25 protein-coding genes are annotated in these 20698 nt (G+C 48.8%); 10 read left to right on the top strand and 15 right to left on the bottom strand.

Annotation, left to right across the window (positions count from 1 at the left end; genetic code table 11):
• Positions 1–93: 93 nt before the first annotated feature.
• Together araD and ACUN27_RS35845 are read left to right on the top strand one after the other, a co-directional pair.
• On the top strand, positions 94–783 hold the full coding sequence (araD, locus tag ACUN27_RS35850; protein ID WP_309492452.1) for an L-ribulose-5-phosphate 4-epimerase: 690 nt from the start codon (positions 94–96) through the stop codon (positions 781–783).
• A 403-nt stretch (positions 784–1186) separates the two neighbouring features.
• Positions 1187–1678 carry a GAF domain-containing protein gene (locus tag ACUN27_RS35845; protein WP_315954975.1) on the top strand — a complete coding sequence of 164 codons (492 nt, stop codon included), beginning with the start codon at positions 1187–1189 and terminating at the stop codon, positions 1676–1678.
• Here the strand turns inward: ACUN27_RS35845 and ACUN27_RS35840 are convergent.
• The 4 genes from ACUN27_RS35840 to ACUN27_RS35825 all read right to left on the bottom strand — a co-directional run bounded on the left by ACUN27_RS35840 (position 1671) and on the right by ACUN27_RS35825 (position 4368).
• On the bottom strand, positions 1671–2120 hold the full coding sequence (locus ACUN27_RS35840) for a PilZ domain-containing protein (protein WP_315954974.1): 450 nt from the start codon (positions 2118–2120) through the stop codon (positions 1671–1673). The two genes, ACUN27_RS35845 and ACUN27_RS35840, sit on opposite strands and share 8 nt — an antisense overlap.
• 79 nt (positions 2121–2199) lie before the next feature.
• Positions 2200–3291 carry a polysaccharide deacetylase family protein gene (locus ACUN27_RS35835; RefSeq protein ID WP_315954973.1) on the bottom strand — a complete coding sequence of 364 codons (1092 nt, stop codon included), beginning with the start codon at positions 3289–3291 and terminating at the stop codon, positions 2200–2202.
• Between the two features lie 112 nt (positions 3292–3403).
• The gene (locus ACUN27_RS35830) at positions 3404–4045 is read right to left on the bottom strand and encodes a thiamine diphosphokinase (RefSeq protein WP_326062865.1); all 642 of its coding nucleotides are present in this window, start codon (positions 4043–4045) and stop codon (positions 3404–3406) included.
• Between the two features lie 89 nt (positions 4046–4134).
• The gene (locus tag ACUN27_RS35825; protein ID WP_127457745.1) at positions 4135–4368 is read right to left on the bottom strand and encodes a hypothetical protein; all 234 of its coding nucleotides are present in this window, start codon (positions 4366–4368) and stop codon (positions 4135–4137) included.
• A gap of 136 nt (positions 4369–4504) precedes the next feature.
• On the opposite strand from ACUN27_RS35825, the gene ACUN27_RS35820 reads away from it, so the two are divergent.
• Positions 4505–5239, top strand: a complete 735-nt coding sequence (locus ACUN27_RS35820) for a DUF554 domain-containing protein (RefSeq protein WP_315954971.1) — start codon at positions 4505–4507, stop codon at positions 5237–5239.
• Here ACUN27_RS35820 and ACUN27_RS35815 read toward each other — a convergent pair.
• Entirely contained in the window at positions 5236–5937 is a 702-nt protein-coding gene (locus ACUN27_RS35815; protein ID WP_315954970.1) for a response regulator transcription factor, read from the bottom strand. The two genes, ACUN27_RS35820 and ACUN27_RS35815, sit on opposite strands and share 4 nt — an antisense overlap.
• Positions 5938–6256: 319 nt before the next feature.
• Here ACUN27_RS35815 and ACUN27_RS35810 point away from each other — a divergent pair, with 319 nt between their 5' ends.
• Together ACUN27_RS35810 and ACUN27_RS35805 are read left to right on the top strand one after the other, a co-directional pair.
• Positions 6257–7177, top strand: a complete 921-nt coding sequence (locus ACUN27_RS35810; protein ID WP_326062866.1) for a GGDEF domain-containing protein — start codon at positions 6257–6259, stop codon at positions 7175–7177.
• 162 nt (positions 7178–7339) lie between these two features.
• Complete coding sequence (locus ACUN27_RS35805; protein ID WP_326062867.1) at positions 7340–8974, top strand: S-layer homology domain-containing protein; 1635 nt, start codon at positions 7340–7342, stop codon at positions 8972–8974.
• 60 nt (positions 8975–9034) lie between these two features.
• On the opposite strand, the gene ACUN27_RS35800 is transcribed toward ACUN27_RS35805, so the two are convergent.
• From ACUN27_RS35800 to ACUN27_RS35780, 5 genes are read right to left on the bottom strand one after another with little or no spacing between them, the layout of a single operon-like run.
• Positions 9035–9496, bottom strand: a complete 462-nt coding sequence (locus ACUN27_RS35800) for a spore germination protein GerPE (RefSeq protein ID WP_315954967.1) — start codon at positions 9494–9496, stop codon at positions 9035–9037.
• Positions 9497–9499: 3 nt separating this feature from the next.
• Positions 9500–9679 carry a spore gernimation protein GerPD gene (locus tag ACUN27_RS35795; RefSeq protein ID WP_157323778.1) on the bottom strand — a complete coding sequence of 60 codons (180 nt, stop codon included), beginning with the start codon at positions 9677–9679 and terminating at the stop codon, positions 9500–9502.
• A gap of 5 nt (positions 9680–9684) precedes the next feature.
• Entirely contained in the window at positions 9685–10419 is a 735-nt protein-coding gene (gene gerPC, locus ACUN27_RS35790; protein ID WP_326062868.1) for a spore germination protein GerPC, read from the bottom strand.
• Positions 10420–10479: 60 nt separating this feature from the next.
• Positions 10480–10689: a spore germination protein GerPB gene (locus ACUN27_RS35785; protein ID WP_315954965.1), complete on the bottom strand. Its 210-nt coding sequence runs from the start codon at positions 10687–10689 to the stop codon at positions 10480–10482.
• A 34-nt stretch (positions 10690–10723) separates the two neighbouring features.
• A complete protein-coding gene (locus ACUN27_RS35780) occupies positions 10724–10951 on the bottom strand; it encodes a spore germination protein (RefSeq protein ID WP_127457737.1) in 228 nt (75 codons plus the stop codon).
• Positions 10952–11087: 136 nt separating this feature from the next.
• Between ACUN27_RS35780 and ACUN27_RS35775 the strand changes: the two genes are divergently transcribed.
• Positions 11088–11546, top strand: coding sequence for an Hsp20/alpha crystallin family protein (locus ACUN27_RS35775; protein WP_315954964.1), 459 nt, complete (start codon positions 11088–11090; stop codon positions 11544–11546).
• A 142-nt stretch (positions 11547–11688) separates the two neighbouring features.
• Here the strand turns inward: ACUN27_RS35775 and ACUN27_RS35770 are convergent, their stop codons facing one another.
• The 3 genes from ACUN27_RS35770 to ACUN27_RS35760 form a co-directional block, all read right to left on the bottom strand.
• Positions 11689–12210, bottom strand: a complete 522-nt coding sequence (locus tag ACUN27_RS35770) for a C40 family peptidase (RefSeq protein WP_326062869.1) — start codon at positions 12208–12210, stop codon at positions 11689–11691.
• Between the two features lie 204 nt (positions 12211–12414).
• Complete coding sequence (locus tag ACUN27_RS35765) at positions 12415–13782, bottom strand: sensor histidine kinase (protein ID WP_315954962.1); 1368 nt, start codon at positions 13780–13782, stop codon at positions 12415–12417.
• Positions 13779–14537: a response regulator transcription factor gene (locus ACUN27_RS35760; RefSeq protein ID WP_445560521.1), complete on the bottom strand. Its 759-nt coding sequence runs from the start codon at positions 14535–14537 to the stop codon at positions 13779–13781. Before ACUN27_RS35760 ends, ACUN27_RS35765 begins: the two co-directional genes overlap by 4 nt.
• Before the next feature lie 201 nt (positions 14538–14738).
• Between ACUN27_RS35760 and ACUN27_RS35755 the strand changes: the two genes are divergently transcribed.
• Entirely contained in the window at positions 14739–15062 is a 324-nt protein-coding gene (locus tag ACUN27_RS35755; protein ID WP_326062871.1) for a hypothetical protein, read from the top strand.
• Positions 15063–15158: 96 nt separating this feature from the next.
• Here the strand turns inward: ACUN27_RS35755 and ACUN27_RS35750 are convergent, their stop codons facing one another.
• The gene (locus ACUN27_RS35750; protein ID WP_326062872.1) at positions 15159–16124 is read right to left on the bottom strand and encodes an aldolase catalytic domain-containing protein; all 966 of its coding nucleotides are present in this window, start codon (positions 16122–16124) and stop codon (positions 15159–15161) included.
• Positions 16125–16295: 171 nt separating this feature from the next.
• Here ACUN27_RS35750 and ACUN27_RS35745 point away from each other — a divergent pair, with 171 nt between their 5' ends.
• The 3 genes from ACUN27_RS35745 to ACUN27_RS35735 all read left to right on the top strand — a co-directional run bounded on the left by ACUN27_RS35745 (position 16296) and on the right by ACUN27_RS35735 (position 19293).
• A complete protein-coding gene (locus ACUN27_RS35745; protein WP_445560520.1) occupies positions 16296–17120 on the top strand; it encodes an inositol monophosphatase family protein in 825 nt (274 codons plus the stop codon).
• Positions 17080–17598 carry a hypothetical protein gene (locus ACUN27_RS35740; protein WP_315954957.1) on the top strand — a complete coding sequence of 173 codons (519 nt, stop codon included), beginning with the start codon at positions 17080–17082 and terminating at the stop codon, positions 17596–17598. Before ACUN27_RS35745 ends, ACUN27_RS35740 begins: the two co-directional genes overlap by 41 nt.
• Before the next feature lie 339 nt (positions 17599–17937).
• Positions 17938–19293, top strand: a complete 1356-nt coding sequence (locus ACUN27_RS35735; protein ID WP_315954956.1) for a dicarboxylate/amino acid:cation symporter — start codon at positions 17938–17940, stop codon at positions 19291–19293.
• 70 nt (positions 19294–19363) lie between these two features.
• Here the strand turns inward: ACUN27_RS35735 and ACUN27_RS35730 are convergent, their stop codons facing one another.
• The gene (locus ACUN27_RS35730) at positions 19364–20620 is read right to left on the bottom strand and encodes a BaiN/RdsA family NAD(P)/FAD-dependent oxidoreductase (RefSeq protein WP_315954955.1); all 1257 of its coding nucleotides are present in this window, start codon (positions 20618–20620) and stop codon (positions 19364–19366) included.
• Positions 20621–20698: the final 78 nt, after the last annotated feature.

The following is a 20698-nucleotide window of genomic DNA, read 5'->3' as shown; positions in this document are numbered from 1 at the left end:
AAACTTTATATCTCCACTATCTAGATAACATGTACGTACAAGTGTATAATAGTACATTATACGTACATTCATATCGGAAGGTGTTGAGTACACGTGCTGGAGAATTTGAAACAAGCGGTACTGGAAGCAAATTTGGATTTGCCCAAATATCAGCTCGTCACATTTACTTGGGGCAATGTCAGCGGGATTGACCGGGAGCAAGGGCTTGTCGTGATCAAGCCTAGCGGCGTGCCTTACGAAGACTTGAAGGCCGAAGATCTCGTGGTCGTCGATCTGGAAGGCCGAGTCGTAGAAGGCACGTTGAAGCCTTCCTCAGACACGCCGACGCATTTGGCGTTGTACCGCGCCTTCCCGGCCATTGGCGGGATCGTGCACACGCATTCGCCATGGGCGACAAGCTGGGCGCAGGCCGGGAGGGGCATCCCTGCACTGGGCACAACACACGCGGACTACTTCTACGGGGAAGTCCCTTGCACGCGTCTCATGACGGAGGCTGAGATTAAAGGAGCCTACGAGCTGGAGACGGGCAACGTCATCATCGAGACGTTCCGTGATCTCGACCCGGCGATGGTACCGGGCGTGCTGGTGAACTGCCATGCTCCTTTCAGTTGGGGGAAGGACCCGCACAATGCGGTGCATAACGCTGTCGTTCTAGAGGAAGTCGCGAAGATCGGTTACCGCACCTTCGAGTTAAATTCAGCAATCCAGCCTATGGATCAAACGCTGCTGGATCGGCACTTTCTTAGAAAACATGGCGTTAATGCGTATTACGGACAAAAATAAACGAAGGACAGCCGGCATCTCGACGAGTGCCTGCTGTCTTTTTTGTGATTAGGGCCGCCCCTCACACCTCATTTGAAATAGATGGATAATCCACCGTTAATCTACGCTGCTTAGTGGCAAGAAACGAAACAGCGGTAGAAGCTCTAGCTAAATTGTCGCTAGCTACCCAAATCTGGTTGATTTGGTGAAATTAGTGGTAGGAAGTCCAGTTAATGCGGTAAAAGTGGATTTTCGGTAGGAAATAGTTGGAGGAATCGGCGTAATTGCAAATCATCTACCCTTTTTCGGCTGTCCGCTAGGGCAGATGGGAAAGTAACAGGTAAATCTTATCTTTTGGCGGAAATGTGTACTTTTTGGTATGATGAGAGAGCAAGAATGTTAAGGGGAAGAAGGATGATAGAACATGTTCGCGAAGTCAGGTTATGAAGGAACAAGAGAAGAGAATTATACCTTGCTGATTCAGCAGGTTAAAGCATTGATACATGATGAACCGAACCGAATTGCCAATTTATCCAATGCAGCGGCGCTGCTCGGACAGTTTTTGACCGATGTGAATTGGGTAGGTTTCTATTTGGTGGACAAGACGCAAGAGAAGGAAGAACTCGTTCTGGGCCCTTTCCAAGGATTGCCGGCATGCGTTCGGATCCCGTTAGGTAAAGGAGTTTGCGGCACGTCCGCGCAGCTACGGGAAACGGTGCTTGTACCGGACGTTCATGCGTTCCCGGGCCATATCGCCTGCGATGCCGCTTCGCAATCGGAAATCGTCGTTCCCATTCTTAGCGGTGACGAGTTGATTGGTGTGCTGGATATCGATAGCCCTAGCCTAAACCGTTTTGATGAACTCGATCAGCGCTATTTGGAGCAGTTCGTGCAAGCTCTAGCTGCCGCTATGTAAGGTCGTAAGTCATAGCATAAATATCATCCATATCTTCATCGGAACAAAAGCTGCAGCTTGCCAAGACATTGGTGTGCCTCAAACGAGAACCCAACATAATCAGGTGGCTAGTCAACTGCTGTTCGATCGCTTTGTCTGCGATGCTGAATTCAATCCCGTATTCATAGAGGGAGGGCTTCAGCATCGTTTTTCGTTTAATGATGCCTAGTATTTTCATTTCTTGATGAAAAAGATGAAACGTAAATTCCAATAGCAGGCTCATCTCGGTAGGGAGATTCAAGGGCGTGTGCATACGAATGCCCCCTGCGCTGATGTCCCTTATCATGATTTTGGAATGCTTCGTGTCGGCAGCTTTATTTTTGATCCCTATAATCTTGAATAGGGCGGTTAAAGGTATTTGGAGATGCAGCCTGAAACTGGAGCGTTTATTTGGTTGTGACATGGAGAGGCTCCTCTTCATTAATAGGCATATTATACTATGAAAGTAGATATTATGAACCATATTTCAGAAAGAAAGCCCCTCATTTGCGCATAAGGAGCTTGGACTCGAAGGCTTGTAAATCTTCCTCGCCATTAACAAAAAGCCGTTTCAGCAGGAAAGGGGACTGCTCGTTTGTTGCAAATCCTTGATCGATGGTAAAAGCATATCGAAATCCGTGCTGCTTAAGCAGCTTAAGCGTCGTTTTGTTGCGTTCGCCATACGGGTAACAAAAGATATCGGCTTTGGTTCCCAGATGCTCCTCAATCAGCTTTCGGGCTTCCACGATTTCGTACGCTTGTTCATCCGCCGTCAGCTTGGGAAGGTGAGGATGTGACATGCCATGCGGCTGAATGTCCCAACCTCCTGCCTGCATCTTCTTAATTTGCTCCCAATTGAGATAGCCGTCCTGCTCCGTCATGCCAGGGGAGACAAAAAGTGTGGCAGGAAACCCGTATTTCGCGAGAATCGGCATCGCCTGTTCATAATTATCGATATAGCCGTCATCGAATGTCAGCAGTATCGGCTTCTCCGGGGCTTTCTCGGATGTGTCTCCTTCCAGGAGACGTATAAATGCTTCGAGTGAGAGCGGTGTGTACCCGTGATCGTGCAAGTACGCCATTTGTTCTTCCAGCTTATCCGGAGAAATGACGACAATATTCCCTGGATCTATGGCTACACTGTGGTAGTTGAGCACAGGGATACTGACTTTGGACGAAGTCTTGCCCGTGTTCTTTTGCGGAACGACAGGGACATACGTATTCGTGGTAACGGAGGGGGGAACCGGATTCTTGTCCTCGGAGAGTGGAAGAAACAGGGTGGTCCCTTCGTTGGAATCTTGCTCTGGTTCAGCGCCAGGTACCGCATTGGACACAGCTTCAGGCACAACGCTAGGCACAACAACAGGCACTGTAACGGATTCTACTTCTGCTTCTGCCAGGGGCTTGTCCACTTGTAGAGCGGAAAGCTCCTGATGCTCATCGGAAGCCGTAATTATGTAAGGAGCCGCTGCGTCAGCCTCCTCCTCAGTTCCATAGTCCGCAGAGGGAAGGCAGCTAACTAAGAGCAGCAGCACTATCGTGATAATCCCGATAACTAACGAAAACGACAGGATTCCCTTTCTTCGAAAGCTCATAGGCACACCAACCATTTCTAGAGGAATAGTCTATTACTCTATTTGTAAGCAATGGTTGGAAGAATTATACCTAATCCGTAGAAGAGATTACTGGAAATATGGAGCTTTGTAGTTAATCTTTGCTTTGAATAACCAAGAGGAGACCCGTCTGCAGCTCGATGAGTCCTTCCGGTTCGTTAAGGATGTTGCTGATCCCGAGGGATTGGCCGATCTCTAACGCCGCTTGATGTAACGGATACGCAAATCCGTGAAGTGTAATACCTGTAACTTCAAGGCTAAGCGGAAGTAAAGAGATATGGGAATAGCGCCCACGTTCGATGCGAGTGGTTTGATTCATAACGATGATTTGGTTATTGGCATCGATAATGGAGCAGGCAATGCCCAGCTCAGTTCCTTTGCGCAGCAGATGCACATTGGCTAACGAATGATCGAAGCGAGTGCCTAAGGCACCCAGCAGGATGATCTGCTCAGGCTGCTCGGCAAGTGCCCAATTAAAGGCCATCTCTGTATCGGTCAAATCTTTATGGATAGGATCGCATTCGATAAACGAAACGCTTGAAGAACGAATAAGGCTTAACTCTTCAGCCGTTACCGAATCGAAATCCCCTAGTGAAATATGAGGTTTATAGCCGTGCTGAATCAAATACAAGGCCCCGCGGTCAGAGCCAACCAAGACATCATTCTCTTGAATGACACCCAGCGCCCAATCCCCAAGCGTACCGCCAGTTACTATAATTATTCGTTTCCCGTTCATGCTTGTTCCCCCAGCGCTTATTATCATCCCCTTAGTATACCATATTGAGGCAAAAAACCGAGCTGCATCCTGGCAGCCCGGTTCTAAGATTAAGTTCGGTTATCAGCGCGCTTGCGCATAGGATTAAGCTCCGTTTGATCGTGATCAATCTCGGCTTCTTCCGCGAAGCCCTGCAACTCCCATGTCGTTCTGCCCAGCACGAGGTCCGCAGGAAATTCATCACCGCGTTTGAGGGTAACCTCTTGCCCTGCCTCATTGGCATAAATTCCGTCTGTCTCTACAATATCGCCTGTCATCGGTTCCATTGATTTGTCTTTCGCCATGCCGTATTCCTCCTTTCCTGTTGCTTATCCATACCATTTCCAAGCGTGGAGGAAATTATGAATAGAATCATGTAGAATGATAAGGTTGTCATATACGGAATACATACTTTGGTCAGGCAGAAAGGAAATGAACATAATGGCATTATGGGGAACGATCGTGAATGCTGCTGCTATCATTATTGGGGGATTATTGGGGCTGCTTCTACCGCGCATCTCGGAAGGCATAAAAAGCACAGTCATGCAAGGCTTGGGGCTCGCAATTACTGTGTTGGGGATTACGATGGCTCTGAAATCGAGTCAAATCGTGCTTGTTATTTTGAGCGTCGTCATCGGAGGCATTATCGGAGAGCTGCTTCGCATCGAATACCGGTTAGGTCAGCTTGGTGACTGGCTGCAAGCCCAAATGCGCAAAAGCTCCTCGCAGCATCAAGGCAGCGTCTCGGAGGGCTTCGTGACTTGTACGCTGATTTACTGCATTGGAGCTATGGCGATTCTTGGTCCGCTGGACAGCGGTCTGCGGCATAATCATGATATTTTGTACACGAAATCGCTGCTGGATGGGTTCTTATCCATTATTTTCGCTTCAACTTTAGGTGTAGGCGTAATCTTCTCAGCCGTGTCCGTTTTCATCATGCAGGGAACGATTGCACTGGCTGCAACTTTGATCGCCATGGCATTCAGCCAAGCTTCGCTGGACGCGATGATCATTCAAATTACAGCCGTTGGCGGTATTCTGGTGATTGGCGTAGGCATCAATATTCTTCAAATTAGGAAAATCAATGTCGCCAATATGCTTCCGGCATTAGTTATAGCGGCAGCAGCTGTGCCACTGCAGCATCATATCTCCGCTTGGTGGGAGCGATTGTTCTAGACCGCAGAACCGTTAAATTTATAGCCGACGCCGCGCACCGTGATAATGTACCGAGGTTCAGCCGGATTCACTTCAATTTTCTTGCGGAGATTGCTGATATGTACAATGAGTGTTCGCGGGTCGCCCATACTATCCAGGCTCCAGATAAGCTCAAATAAGTGTTCGATTTTGTAAACACGATTAGGGGTTTTGGCCATAAGGGAAAGTAAATCAAATTCTTTGGCGGACAGCGAAATGGTCTGCCCATTCACGCGAACGATGTGGCTGACCAGATCAATCTCAAGCCCTGGAAACTTCACCAGCTGCGGATCATCCTGATGTTGTTCGCGGATCGAATTCCGGCGCAGAAGGGCCTTCACCCTTGCAACAAGCTGACTAGGGCTGAAAGGTTTCGTCATATAATCGTCGCCACCCATGCTTAATCCGAGAATGATATCGATATCCTCGCTTTTACAGGAGATGAACAGAATTGGCGTATTGCTGGTTTTGCGGAGCTGTCGGCAAACTTCTATGCCATCAAGTCCTGGCAGCAGTATGTCCAGAACAATAAGATCGGGCTTGTGTTCTTTGACGATTTCAAAAACATCTTGTCCATTGTTGGCACTGATGACTTTGTATCCTTCTCTCGCTAGATAGAGTTGGATCAGTTGGACAATTTCTTGTTCATCATCCACGACTAAAATTGTTTCTCCTGCCATACTAGAAATCCTCCTCAGTAACAAAACGGCTCATGATGAAAGCGGAAATCCCGCTCACAAATATTACCTTCATTATAGAACGATTCTCCTAAAAATTTCTATCCTTTTATTGACAGATCGCTAGATTTGGTACGGTCTACAGAAGAAATTGGGTACTATGCCCTATTGCCGCTCTAAAACTTTGGCGAAATAGGAAGAAAATAGACGGAAAGCGGCTTTAATTGACGCAAACTTTAGGTGGCCTTTATGGAATCTTTATGTTCCCATGCTAATCTACCCTTGTCTCTATGCATGAGTAGAGAAGGGGGCGACGAAAGTAATGAGTCATTCGGCTGATTTGAATCCCGTCACACATCCATGGTTGCAGAAGGATAACTTCGTACGCCAATTCATTGAGCAGGCTTGGGATTTGTTTTGTATTTTCGATGTACATGGAAATTTAACCTATGCGTCCAAGAGTTTTAACCCCGTGATCGGACTTATCCCTGAGGATTTTCAACAAATTGTAGACTTTATCGATTCCGAATACCGGATGGATATACATAAAATGTTTATCAAAACCTTGCAGACAAGCAGCAGCAGTAAGCTGGAGCTTCGTATGAAAGGGACCAGCGAGAGCTTTAACTGGTTTGAATGCACCGCGATGCCGATATGTAATGAAGAAGGAAATCTTACAGAGATTTGTTTCGTGCTTAATGACATTACGCTGCGCAAGAATCACGAGAGCCGGCTAATCGCGATGGCTTTCCATGATCCATTGACCGGTTTGCCGAACCGGCGGCTGTTCAAGGAGCAGTTGCAGCAGATGTTTTCGCAGGCTAAACGAACGAACAGGCCTTTTGCGCTGTTATATGTGGATATCGATGATTTTAAAATGATCAATGACACGATGGGGCATGATGTGGGCGATGCTTTCTTGCAGGATTTTGCCCATCGCATTCAAAACTGCCTTCGCGAGGTCGATTTGTTTGCCCGGATGGGCGGCGATGAGTTCGCCATCCTTCTGCCATCGGTAGATTGCGAAGAACATGTGAATAGCGTGGCTAAGCGAATCCTGCATTGTGTAGATCAACCGTGGGAGGTTCAAGGCCATCTGTTCAGGGCTACAATCAGCATGGGAGTTACGATGTATACGCCTGACAAAACCGAAGTATCGCATATGATGAAGGAAGTCGATATCGCGCTCTATCAAGTGAAGGGCAAGGGCAGAAATCACTTCCAATTTTATCATGAGAAGTAGATTCATAGACAGTTATCAACTAACCGTTATAGGGGGCATAAAGCCCGCCGTATAGCGGTTTTTTTGCGTTCACCAATATTTACAACTAGCGATTTAATACGCTTTCTAAGATGATAGAGGAATGACAGTCTCGGAGAATGCTAGAGAAGGGAATGAGTGTAAATGCCGACGAACAAGCGATGGCGTAAAATCTTTGTTGCTTTGGCAGCAGCGGGGATACTGACGATAGCAACAAGCTCGGAACCTCATGATGCTCTGGCCCAAGCTGGTTCGGCGCAGGGGAAATTCAATATGTCCTATATGTATTTTGGGAGCCCGAGTTCGTATACAGCGCAAGTGGATAAAAGCGGACAAACGCTTGATGTCGTGGCACCCAGCTATTTTCATATCGACGCAACCGGCAACTTGGAACTATCCGATTCACTGCTAGCTTCTTTCATCGCAGACATGCATCAGAGGGGAAAACGGGTTGTACCTTTTCTTAGCAATGATTTTGACCGGTCACTTGGAGAAAAGGCGATCGATAATCGTGAAGCGCTAGCGGATCAAATGGTTAAGGCTATTCAAGAAAACAATCTCGATGGCATTCAGTTCGATATCGAAAATGTGGATGCCGCTTACCGGGATAAATACACGGATTTGGTGAAAATCATTCGTAATAAATTAGGCAGCGACAAGGAAGTCTCCGTAGCGGTGGCCGCCAATCCAACGGGCACAACGCAGGGTTGGACAGGTCTGTATGACTATAAAGCATTAGCCGCCGTAAGTGATTACTTGATGGTCATGGCTTATGATGAAAGCTATCCCGGCGATACGACGCCAGGACCTGTGGCTAGTTTGCCCTTTGTAGAGAAGTCGATTCAATATGCGATTTCGCAGGCGCCTGCGGATAAGGTTGTCTTGGGGATCCCGTTTTATGGTAGGTACTGGAATCAAAATGCAGCCGATAACGGAGCTGGTGTGTCCTCTCAAACCCTTAGCAAGCTTATTCAAACATACGGGGGAACCGTTCGTTATGATACCGCTAGCCAGTCTCCTGTTGCCTCTTTTACAATTCTCCCAACGGATGAATCGTTCAGTATCAACGGCAATAGCCTGGTTCCTGGCGATTACACGGTTTGGTTTGAGAATGAACAGTCGCTGAAGGAAAAGTTGAAGTTGGTCAGCAAGTACAACTTGAAAGGTACCGGGAGCTGGAGTTTGAACCAGGAAACAGCAGATACCTGGGATTATTATGGCTTGTGGGCGGATGGCTTCTATTTCACAGATGTGCAGCAGCACTGGGCCAAAGAAGACATCCTCGCCGCGGCGAACAACGGCTGGATGCTAGGCACCGCCGCAGACCGGTTCGCGCCGGACGCGGCGCTCACCAGAGCCGAAGCCGCGACGATCATCGTGCGCGCGCTCGGCTTGCAAGGCGAGGCTGCCGGCAGCGCCTCGTTCACGGATGTGCCTGCGAGCCACTGGGCCTCGCAGAATATCCGGATCGCGAAGAGCAGCGGGCTGATCCAAGGGATCAGCGACGAGCGCTTCGCGCCGGATCAGATCATGACGCGGGAGGAGATGAGCATGCTGCTCTCCCGCGCTTTGCACTTGACTTCGCAGGGTGGCTCAGCCGCTGCGAAGAGCTTCTCTGACGTGCCGGCAGGCAGCTGGTCGGCGGAGGCCATTGCTGCGATGAGCAGCAGCGGCCTTGTCGACGGCTACGCGAACGGCACGTTCCACCCCGGCGCGTCCTTGACGCGCGCTGAGATGGCTGCGCTGCTAAACCGCGCGCAGCCGCTGCTCACGAAGTGAGCCACACCAAAGAACCGCTTCCACCGATGAGGGTGGGGGCGGTTCTTTGGTTTATGGAACCTACAAGCCAGGCGGCGGCTTGATAGCAGGCAGAACATCGCCGATAACATCCTCGGTGCCTATCTTGATAAAGGTTTGCTGCCCATGAGGACCGGGCTTGTCGGTAACGAACTGACGGATGTTTTTGATTCGGGCTTCGCTTCCGATTACGCGGTTGCTGCCGATCTGGAGCACAGAGGTTGAGCCAACGCCTAGAATTTTGATGCCCCGCACCCGGATATAGGAGCCTAAGTTATCCACACACATTGTAAATGGCTCGGGTGGCTGAGGTGTGGGAATTGGACGTTGATAGAAGGGATAGGCCTTAAAGCTCCCTTCATTCCCGTAATAGATCGGTACTTCGCGCTGCACAGCGAAGACGTTGGTATCCAGCGCGGTGGTGACGTTATCTCCGACCTGCATGACACTGCTGGCGCCAATTTCAAGCACATAGACATAGCCGACAATGGAGAGGCGCGCCATCTTCTAGGCCTCAGGTGGGAGCGGGACGAATGGCGAGATGATGACGGCTTCCGGAGGAGTGTCGAACATCGAAGACAAGGAGATGACCTCTGTATCGCCGATAAGAAAAACCGAGGAGCTGGAAACCCCGACGATGCGTACATCACCTACGAAAATTTGTTTGTTTTCCACATTCAAGTTCATCATAGTTAACCCTCATTTCTTGGCAGACTGGATATGTAGCTTTCAACTGCACTGATAATGTCCTGTTTTGTTTTATCAATGATACTTGTCGTTACAGCTTCCATTGGTTCTTTAAATCCTACACCGCGGTATTGATTGACATAATGCTGAATGCGAGCATCCAATTGTTTGCGAATATCGTCTATGATAAGGTCTTTGTAATCTTCGTCCAAATGGTACTGGTATTTGTTTTCCAGATTCAACATATCGGATTGGAGCCCATATTGCAGATAATGCGCAATGCCTTTCGAAACGTCGTGCTGCATCGAAGCTCCTGAATGGGCTTGCCCTTCCGTGCCCTGCTGCTTTCTCGTATTCCCGGTGTTCATAGGTCCAATTCCGAATTCTTGCCCTGTTCCCATCCCCATCCCTTGTCCCTGGGCGAACGGATTCTGATCTTGATTTTGATTTTGCCCGGCATCTTTCCCTACTGAGGCACCATTAACTGTGAAATCGTCGACGTTATCCAGCGAGCTCGGGCTGATGCCTATGGTCAAAGTTCCGTCCAGTTTTTCAACCTTCAGTTGATCGAAATTATATTCGATTTTATCGATATGGAATCGTTTCTCAACTTTTAGAGCATCGAGGTCGGACTGCAGTTTCGTAACGGTTTCTTCCAGTTTATCGATACGCTGCTTCTGCATTTCAATATAGGCGGAAAGCTGCTGGGCCCATTGCTGCCACGTGATTGAATTATGCATATATGGCACCTCCTTCCGGTTTCATTAGAAAACCTTTCATGGTGGTCATTTCATAGCGGATCAGGTAGGCGGCGGCAATCGAACGAGCGAAACGGGATTTACATCACTCGAACCAAGCGCTGGCGTAGGTTCAACATAACCGCCTGTATTATAGAGGTTTGACAAGGAACGAATGGAACCTGCGGTGCCGATTTGAAGAACGGAGGAGTTGGCAACGGAGTTCACTTTTAGCTGCTGAATCATGATGGTTTGGTGAATGATCATGTTCATAAGGAACACCTCGCTGTGTTTGACATCGCGTTCGTTAGACGATCACTCCGCTGGTGGCGTTCGCTTCGATAAGATCCGAATCATTAGTGACGGTAGTGCTGTATGCATTATAGACACGAGGGAAATCACCCGTATTAAAGGAGCCTGCTCCTGCGAATGTTTTGGAAGAGCTGGTAGGTGCGATGATGAAGGTATCGCCGAAGTGGACAACTGAGCTGGAACCAACGCTGATGATTTTCACGTTCCCTACAATAGATGGCATATTTCGGCCTCCCTGACTTCAGGCTTCTCACACCTCTAGTATATGAGGGTATTCGCCTAGAGGTGATCTGTTTTTCAGATTGGTGTCACATCAGGGCGTAGGCACATATACTGCAAGAGAAAACGAGGTGATAGGCTTGAGCGGGTTTAATCGCCATCCTTGGCTGAAATGGGATCATGTAGAGAAGTTTCTCGGGCAAAAGCTGCCTTTCGCTGAAAAAGGGCAGACCTTTCTAGATAATATGACGTGGGTTGAGGGATATGTACAGGACATGCTGAAAAAAGCTATGCCGGGCATGGACGCAAGCATTTCTACGCAAGGAGCGACCGGCGCCGAAATCTTTGAAACGCATGAACATGTCATTGTCAAAGTGAAAATCGCCAAAGGCGAAGATCCAAGGGCACTTCGAGTGTTTGTAAAATCGAATCAGATGAAGCTCACCGGATTCACCAGCGGGAAGGGCCGAATTATTAAATTTCCGACGCTTGTGCTTCCCAGATCGGCGAGAGTCAGTTACAAGCAGCGTTTACTCCAGATAAAGGTGCGTAAAAGAGGATTAAAAGAGACTTATACGGAAGCCTACATTCGTTATTAGCAGCAGCGAAGCCGAACATACAAAAAACCGTTCCTATCGTATTCTGGAGGCCGCAGGGACCCGCCATTTTACGAAAGAACGGTTTTTTGTAGATGCGTATGCGCTGAGGAACTACGGCGCTATTTGAGCCTAGTGCGCATCCTTACAATACGCGGCGGGCGGTCATGTAACGGGATGACCAAGTCCCGCTATGCATGTTCGTAATGCGTACGCCGCCAGCCCCGTAAGTTTGCAGGAGGTTGCCATTCCCCATGTAGATGGCAACGTGGTTAATGACGCCCGGCTTGCCCGGATTTGAGAAAAACACAAGATCACCTGTGCGAAGATTGCTTCTGGACACATAGCTGCCCACATGGGCCTGATTCTTAGATGTACGCGGCAGATTGACGCCTACGCGACTGAATACATATTGCGTGAAGGAAGAACAGTCGAACGTGTTCGTTTGACCTGATCTTGAACCGAATAGGTAAGGTGTTCCCAAGTATTTTTTACCGATACTAATGACACTATTCCCACGGGAAGTTGCCGTAATCGAGGCTTCAGTCGTTGAAGCTGTGGCAGCATCAGCTTGATGAGGTGCAGATATCATCCCTGCAGAGAGTCCTATGGAAACGGTCAACGCCGTGACAACTAACTTCTTGTACCAGTTGGTTTGTAAATTCATCGTGGTAGCCTCCTAGAATTGAGTTGTTTGAAATTGCTTCACCAGACTCATCTATTGAGTGACGTTATGTCGGTTACGTTTGACATGTCCCAAGTATACCAGATGAAATTCAACCTATTATTTACCTTGAAAGCCCTTTCGCCATACTATGGTTGGTTTTCCTACGCTTTCTGAGAGAATGATGAAAATCCTATGAAAATGTTTTTATTGACATGTTGTCGGTAGTTTGACAATCACTGTAGTCCCTTCTCCCAAATGGCTTTGAATCTCGATCGTGCCTTTATGCTTCTGCACGATATGCAGAGCTATGGCCAGTCCCAGACCCACACCGCCCTGTTTGCGATTCCTTGCTTTATCACTGCGATAGAACCTGTCGAAGAGATGGGGGATATCGTCTTCAGGGATGCCAATTCCTTGATCGATGACTTTAAGGATGACCCAATGATCATTGGTGAGTTCGATGTGCATAACGATCTTCTGCTGGCTGTATTTCAGCGCATTATCTAGCAAGATAATAAGCAGCTGCTTTATTTTATAGGAGTCACCGCTCATAAGAAGTTCTTGTTGTTCCGAAGCCAGCTCCACGTCAATTTCTCTCCCGGATGTCATGCGAAGGGAAGCCGCGGTTTGATGGGCGAGAGGAAGCAGATCGAAGTCGACGTCCTGCTCACAGTTTTCCCGGACGACATCCGTGAGAGAAAGCAGGTTCTGAGTTAGCTGCTTCAACTGAGCGGATTCGGAAATAATCGCTTCGAGCGCTTCCTCCCGCAGCTTTTCATCATGGAAAGCCCATCTTCTTAGCAAGCTCGCATAGCTCTCAATGATGGTCAGGGGGGTGCGCAGTTCGTGGGAAGCATCGGCAAGGAATTGTTCCTGCTTTTGAAACATATCCTGCAGCCTGTCGATCATCCGGTTGAAGGTCGCGCCAAGTATCACGAGTTCATCGTTGGTATCCTTCGCTGGCAGGTTGATGTGCCGGAAGGAGCCGCTCTGTTCGATGTTCTGCATCGTGCAGACGAAGTCCTGAAGCGGGCGGAAAAGGACGTTCGTATAGAAATATCCCCCGATCAGAGCGAGAATCAGCGTTCCCGTTGAGGTCAAGAGGAGTACCGAGATGAGCATGTCCGCATATTGCCCCAATCTCCTCAGGCTGCGGCCAATTTCAAGCGTTGCAAGCTGATGGCCCTCTTTAAAAACGGGCATTTTTACAAAAACATAGATACCGTCTGGAGCCGTTTCTACCGTAATGGTGTCTTTGTTCACATAGGTGACGGGGTAGCGAATTAGCGTCTCATCAGAATAAATTTGATATATGACCTTGGAATCCGGTCCAATATAGCGCAGCATTTCCTGAGGGATGAGGAGTTCTTCCATCTGGGAATTGTCCTGCCAATACTCAGGATGATTGGGCAGATCCTTTAAAAGCAGTGTCCTCGCCTTCTCTTTGAGCAAATCGGCCTCGCCATTGGTGGTCACCCGAATGAACATGTAGTAGGCAAAAGTAAAGCTGATAAAAAGGATCAGCATGAGACCGACGGCAACGCCCAGTGTAATTTTCAGCTTTAGACTCATAAAGGTTTTTCTTTGGTGGCCGTTCCACCCGACGCTTCATCTGTTTCTTTGGGTGCTTGCGCTGGATCTACTTTAATCAGGTAACCGATTCCGCGGATCGTTTGTATAAGCTTGGAGGAAAAGGGCTTGTCCACTTTCTGCCGAAGATAACGAATATAAACATCAACGACATTCGTATCCCCTACAAAATCATAGCCCCAAACCTCGGAAATAATCTGTTCCCTCGTCATGACTTCATCTTGATGCTGAATCAGGAAGCGAAGCAGTTCAAATTCTGTTGGCGTAAGTTCAATAGTAGTTCCCTCTCGTATTACGGATCTGCTTTTCAAGTCCATGGTTAAGTCATCAATTTTCAGCAAATGAGGCTGCTCTGCCGGCTGGTCCTGCAGATTCCGCTGTCTGAGCAAGCTGCGTATGCGTGCCAACAGTTCAATAGTGGCAAAAGGTTTCGTCACATAATCGTTAGCGCCTTGATCCAGCCCGCTGACTCTGTCCGACACAGCATCTCTCGCGGTCAGCAGAATAATAGGCAGCGTAGCGTTCACTTGGCGAATACGGCGCAATACTTCCAGACCGCTTAGTTCCGGCAGCATGACGTCCAGTAAAATAAGATCCCATTCGGTTTCAGACAGCGCGGCATCCAGTCCTGCGCGCCCATCTGGCTTCGTATGTACTTCATAGCCTTCATGCTCAAGCTCCAGCTTCAACACGCGGGCAATGCGTTCTTCATCCTCGATCAGCAATATGCGGCTCATTCGGAAAAATATTCACTCCCAGCTCCCGCCAGAACAGCGGCATCGATTCATCGTCTTAGTTTCTCAGGTAAGGAGCTTTTACATACATGAACGCTAGTTTCGAAGCTGCCCAGTCTTTCATAGAGTGATCATTAGCCTAGTCCGCGTTTAACCTTCGTGACATAAACTAGCACAGAGAATGCTGATAAAGGAGCCGAACAAATGAGCATATCACCGGAAAAGAAAGTACGTGCCAAGACGGTACAGAAAGTAGTCATTTTACTGCAGGACCAAGATGCGACAGGAAGAGTGTATGTACGAATTGAGGGTGGGTTAAAATCGCGTGAAGCGATGGTTGAAGCGATCAAACGTTTGGACGGCGGCCTGATTTATGCCGATGAGGATTGCACGCAGCTTATAGACAGTGAATATATCGAGGTGTTCCGGAAAAGAGGAAGCGTTCGCCGGGAGGAAGAGGAATTTACCTTCCTTATTGACCGGGAATATGCCGAGGATTACGTTGTTTCAGCCAAAATTATCAAATAAGTCTCCGTTGCGCGGCCATAAAAAAAGCCCCTTGTCGCTCATCCGCAGGCAATGCCTTACGAACAAGCTGACAGGGGGTTTCTTTGGTCGAACGAATTAGCCTTTGTGAGAAGCAGGCACGGTCTCAACGGAAGTCAAACGGTCGTAGAAATCGACGAAGTTATTTCTTTCTGCTGAGCTGAGCAGCGCCATGGCTGTGCGTGGGTGCTCATCGAGTGCACCTACGATCATGTAAGGAATGAGGTAGCCCCAATCCCATTTCTCACGCATCGTGATCATGTGTTTTTCAATGATTTCGAGGACAGGACGAATATCGTAGCGCGCGCCTTTCAAATGGCTGAGCAACAATTCTGTCGTACAGTTTCCTGCAGCGCGACCCATACCGTATACGGAGGAATCCAAGAAGGTTACGCCACTGGCTGCGCCAGTAATCGTGTTGGCAAAAGCAAGCTGCATGTTGTTATGCATATGCAAGCCAAGCTCTTTCTCAGGAAGCAGGCGTTGGAATTTCGTTACCAGGTAATCAATATCCTTAGGAGCCATGCTGCCGTAGGAGTCTACGATATAGACAACGTCAACGGGGCTTTTGTTAATTTCTTCGAATGCTTCGATCAGCTCATTTTCCATCACGTGGGAAAGCGCCATAATGTTCAGGGACGTTTCATAGCCCATGTCGTTGAACTTTTGAACAAGCTCCAGACCTTTGTCCACATCTTTGATATAACAAGCGACGCGGATCAAATCAAGCAAGCTGTCTTCACGGGGTAAAATGTCTTTCTCATCGACACGGCCGATATCTACGAGCGCAGATAGCTTCGTATCTGTCTTTTTGGTAATGACATCACGCAGAAAAGCCTCATTCAAAAAACGCCATGGACCGGATGCTCCGCCTTTCAGCAGTTTCTCCGAGTTTTTGTAGCCGATCTCCATATACTCTACGCCGGCTGCACTTAAACCGCGATACATGTCTTGGACAAACTCCACGCTAAAATCCCAGTCGTTCACCAAACCGCCGTCCCGAATCGTACAATCCAAAATCTTGTGTTGATGATGCTTTACCATGCTCGTAATGCCCCTTTCGACTGCTCATATCGCTTAAGATTTTGCTATATTATCACTTATGAAGAGGCTGCTTGTCAATGCAAGGGGCTTCACACATGGCAACTTCGTAGGGAACATATAGTAAAATGGTTACATCTATAGAAGAATGTTTCTACAAAGGGGCTAAGGGATATGGATGGTAAGGAATGGATTGTAGCCAGAGAAGTTGCTGTGAAAGCAGCATCCAAGGCGGGAGAGTTGGCAAGAGAGCACTTCGGCAGTAAGTTGAATATTCAGCACAAGGATGAGCGTGGCGACTTGGTGACCGAGGTCGATGTGAAAGCGGATCGCCTCATTGTTGATGAGATTATGGCGGTGTTCCCAACTCATCGTATCTATAGTGAAGAAGCCGGTGAAGGCGGTGCGGCAAGTGAATGGGTTTGGCACGTTGACCCGCTGGATGGAACGAATAATTTCGCTCTCGGGATACCGCTTTACGGAGTCTCCATCTCTTTAAGCTATCAGGGGCGGATTGTACTTGGCGTGATCCACGATTCGGCACTCGGGCTTAATTATGCCGCCCTGCAGGGGGAAGGCGCTTGGCAGGATGGCAGGAAGCTTGCGGCAAAGCCCAGCGGAACGCTTGTAAAATCCACCATCTCATGGATTCAGGGCCATGCCGTTGGCAAAAATGATCAAGGGGCGCTAAGGCTCCGGTATCATCTGGAGCATTCAATGAAAAGGGTACTGCGCATGTGGGCGCCGTCTTTGACATGGGCGCTGCTGGCCAGAGGCGACCTGCACGGTATTGTCCTGTACAACTCCGAAGGGGAGGATTTGTACGCGGGTTTGCTGCTGGCGCAGGAGGCAGGCGTGAAGGTGACGGATTTTGAAGGCAATCCACTTGCTCTGCTTGGTGAAACTGGTGACGAGAGCGGAAAGCCGGCTTATATCGTTGCTGCGGTGCCCGAATACCATGCGGAGCTGCTCAAAATCGTGCAGGAAGCTACGATGTAGAATAGGCAGGGAACAAGTTGCAGAAGCTAATGGCAGACTTTTCATTTGGAGGAAGAAAGGATGCTATGCGATGAAGAACTTTGTTCCTATCTTTTTTGGCTTTGATAAGGAGCGGGATGCACTGCTTGCGCTTGATACATTGGAGGAGCTCGGCTACAAGCCGGAGCTGCTGGAAGGGGAGAGGACGACGCTGCACATCCATCTCGACGACCAGGAAATGACCTCAGCGCTTGAGATCGCGCAGGCACACGGCGGGCGTCTAGTGGAACGGCAGCCCACGCAGTCCGAGCCTGATACCTACGCTATGGCGTATGATCTGGAGGGCTCCATCCGCATCCCGGCTCACACCGTGAATGAGGATTGGCCGGATAATTACGCCTCAACGCGTGATGCCGACGCCGTGCCGAGCGAGGAAGAAGCGGCATTTGATCCGTCCTCTGACGACTACAATCACTTCAGCGCCGGCATACGGATCTGAGGTGAGTTAGTCTGTTCGCACAGGTTCATGAGTCAAGGTGGGGGCTGTCCCATTTGGTCAAGGATGACCGGAGGGGCATCCCCTCATTTCTATGCAGCATTGCAATTCAGCTATAATAGGCTTCCGATTGGATTAGCCTCATTTAAGGCATACTTTGTAAATTTCGTTCGTAATTACATAAAAATTGTGAGAAAAAACCGCATTTTATCTCGGATTTACGAGCATAAAATTCGGTTTTTTTTGCATTATTTTAAATTAACCATTGACATGTAACTTCTAATGTCATATTCTAATTCCATTAAACCAAGTAAGAACGTAGGAATTAAGGAGATGATTCTAGTGAAAAATAACCTGGTCACCGCATTTACATCGAACTGGGTCAGCTTAGTCGTATCAATATTAATTATTGGTTTGCTCGTTTTCTTGGGGAGAAAAAGAGTAAGCTTCGGGAACCGCGTTTTCATCGGGTTAGGTCTTGGTCTCGTAGCCGGGATAGCGTTTAACCAATTGCATTTGGAGTACAAAAGCGTAAGCACGATCGGAACGATTTATGTTAACCTGATTAAAATGCTTGTTATGCCTCTGGTCCTTATCTTAGTTATTAACAGTATTTCCTCTCTATCCAGTCTAGGTCAGCTTCGTAAACTCGGTCTGAAAACAATCGGCTGGTTCTTGCTGACAACAGGGATCGCATCGGTGATTGGTTTGGTCATTGCCCTGGCGTTCGATCCAGGTAACGGGATTGCACAGGCTGTACCGAAAGATTTTAAAGCTAAAGAAATTCCGACGTTCTCCCAAGTTATTCTGGATCTGGTGCCGTCCAACCCGATTAACGATATGGCAACAGGGAAAGTTGTACCCGTTCTGATCTTCGCGATCTTCGTGGCTGTGGCTATTGTTCACGTTGGTTCCAAGAAGCCTGAGAGCGTAGCAGCTGTTAAATCGTTTATTACATCCGCAACTGCTGTGATTCACCAAGTTGTTAAGTATGTTATTCGTCTGACACCATATGGTGTATATGCATTGATCGCAGGTATGGCGGCGAAATATGGGATTGAAACCCTTGCTCCGCTTGCCAAAATTATCTTAACTTCTTACGTAGCACTTATCATTCACTTCGTCTTGATTTTCGGTGGTTTAGTTCTTCTGGTAGCGAAAGTTAACCCTATTAAGTTTTTCAAAAAAGCGTATCCGACGATTGCTGTCGCATTCACAACACGAAGCAGTTATGCAACGCTGCCGGTGAACCTGGAAGTTATCACGAAGCGTCTACGTATTTCACCGCGTATTGCCAGCTTCGTAGCACCACTCGGCGCTACAATGAACTTCAATGGTTGCGGCGGTGTGTGGCCGGCGGTTGTAGCGATTTTCGTAGCGAAAGTTTACAATCTCCCACTTAGTGGATCTGACTACTTTATCCTTATCCTAGTAAGCGTAATTTCCTCCATTGGTGTTGCCGGTGTTCCGGGACCTGCTGCGATTTCGACGACCGTTGTATTGACAGCTCTTGGTTTGCCTCTTGAAGGTATGGGTCTTGTGCTTGGCGTTGAAGCGCTGATCGACATGGGTCGTACAGCCGTTAACGCAACGGGTACAACCGTTACAGCTTTGCTTGTAGCTGAGTCCGAAGGCGAATTCGACCGCGCGGCATTTGATCGTGACGAGGAAGATGACCTTGAAGCGGTAACAGCTTAATCTCTTGTAAAATGAAGAAGGACCTGCATCCGTTGGATGTAGGTCCTTTTTAGTTGGAGTAGGGAACAATCTACTGCTGCGCCGCGCTTTGGCCGGCCATATAGCCGGTAGAGAAAGCAGCGGTGATATTATAACCGCCTGTATAGCCGTGAATATCCAGGACTTCTCCACAGAAGTAAAGTCCATTCACCAACTTCGACGCCATCGTGCTGGGGTCGACTTCTTTGAGATGCACGCCTCCGCCCGTAACGAAGGCTTCTTCAATGGAAAGCGTCCCGTGAATGCGCACGGGGAAAGCCTTCATAAGCTTGCACATGTCGAGCCACTTCTGCTTCGGAATGTTATCGTGCGTAAGCTGCTCGTCCAGACCGGATCGCTCCAGCAGCATAGGAATCAGACGCTCGGACAGGAGAGGCTTCAGCACGTTCTTAATTGCTTTCTTGGCCTCAACCTTCGTGAGCGCCATGCTTTCTTTGTACAGCTCATCCATGCTCAGGTCAGGGAAGAGATCCACGGTAAGAAGAACTTCCTTCCGCTCGGCTTTGGCTAGTTCCTTGACGACGAACTGACTGCAGCGCAGGGCGATGGGGCCGGACAGCCCGAAGTGCGTAAACAACATGTCCCCGCGGTGGGAGATGACAGCCTTCCCTTTGGCGTTCCACACGGAAAGTGTCACGTCGCGCAAAGAAAGCCCCTGCAGCTCACGGCTGCGGATCCAAGCTTCCTTCGAGGTCAGCGGGACCTCGGTCGGAAAAAGCTGCGTGATCGTATGCCCGCCAGCTTCAGCCCACGCATATCCGTCTCCCGTGGAGCCGGTATGCGGAACGGAGCATCCGCCTGAGGCGATGATGACAGCGCGGCTGTCCATCTTCTCGCCGGAGTGGAGCTGGACGCCTTGGACGCTGCCGTCCTGGAACAGGACCCTTTTGACCGGACTGTTCGTCCGGATCTCCACACCCTGCTTGCGAACTTGGCCGATCAACGCGTCTACGACGGTTTTGGCCTTGTCGCTGACGGGAAACATACGCCCGTTATCCTCTTCTTTCAGACGGATCCCGAGATTTTCAAAAAATTCGATAATGTGCTTGTTGCCGAACTGCGTCAAAGCACTGTATAGGAAGCGCCCGTTGCCCGGGATATGCTGAATAAGCTCATCCATGTCTTTGTTATTCGTAACGTTGCACCTGCCGCCTCCGGAGATGCCAAGCTTGCGGCCGAGCTTATCCCCTTTGTCGAGGAGAAGAACCTTGGCGCCTTGGCGGCTTGCGGCAATACTAGCCATGAGGCCAGCCGAACCTCCGCCGATGACAATGACATCATACTTCATACGATACCTCTAGTTCATTTTTGAAAAATTGTATCATGTTTTCGTTCTTACTAACAACCTGTGGATAACTTGTTGATA

This window comes from Paenibacillus sp. WC2504 (genome assembly GCF_052682475.1).
Note: the sequence above shows the minus strand (reverse complement) of the source record. Positions and strands in the feature narration are given on the sequence as shown.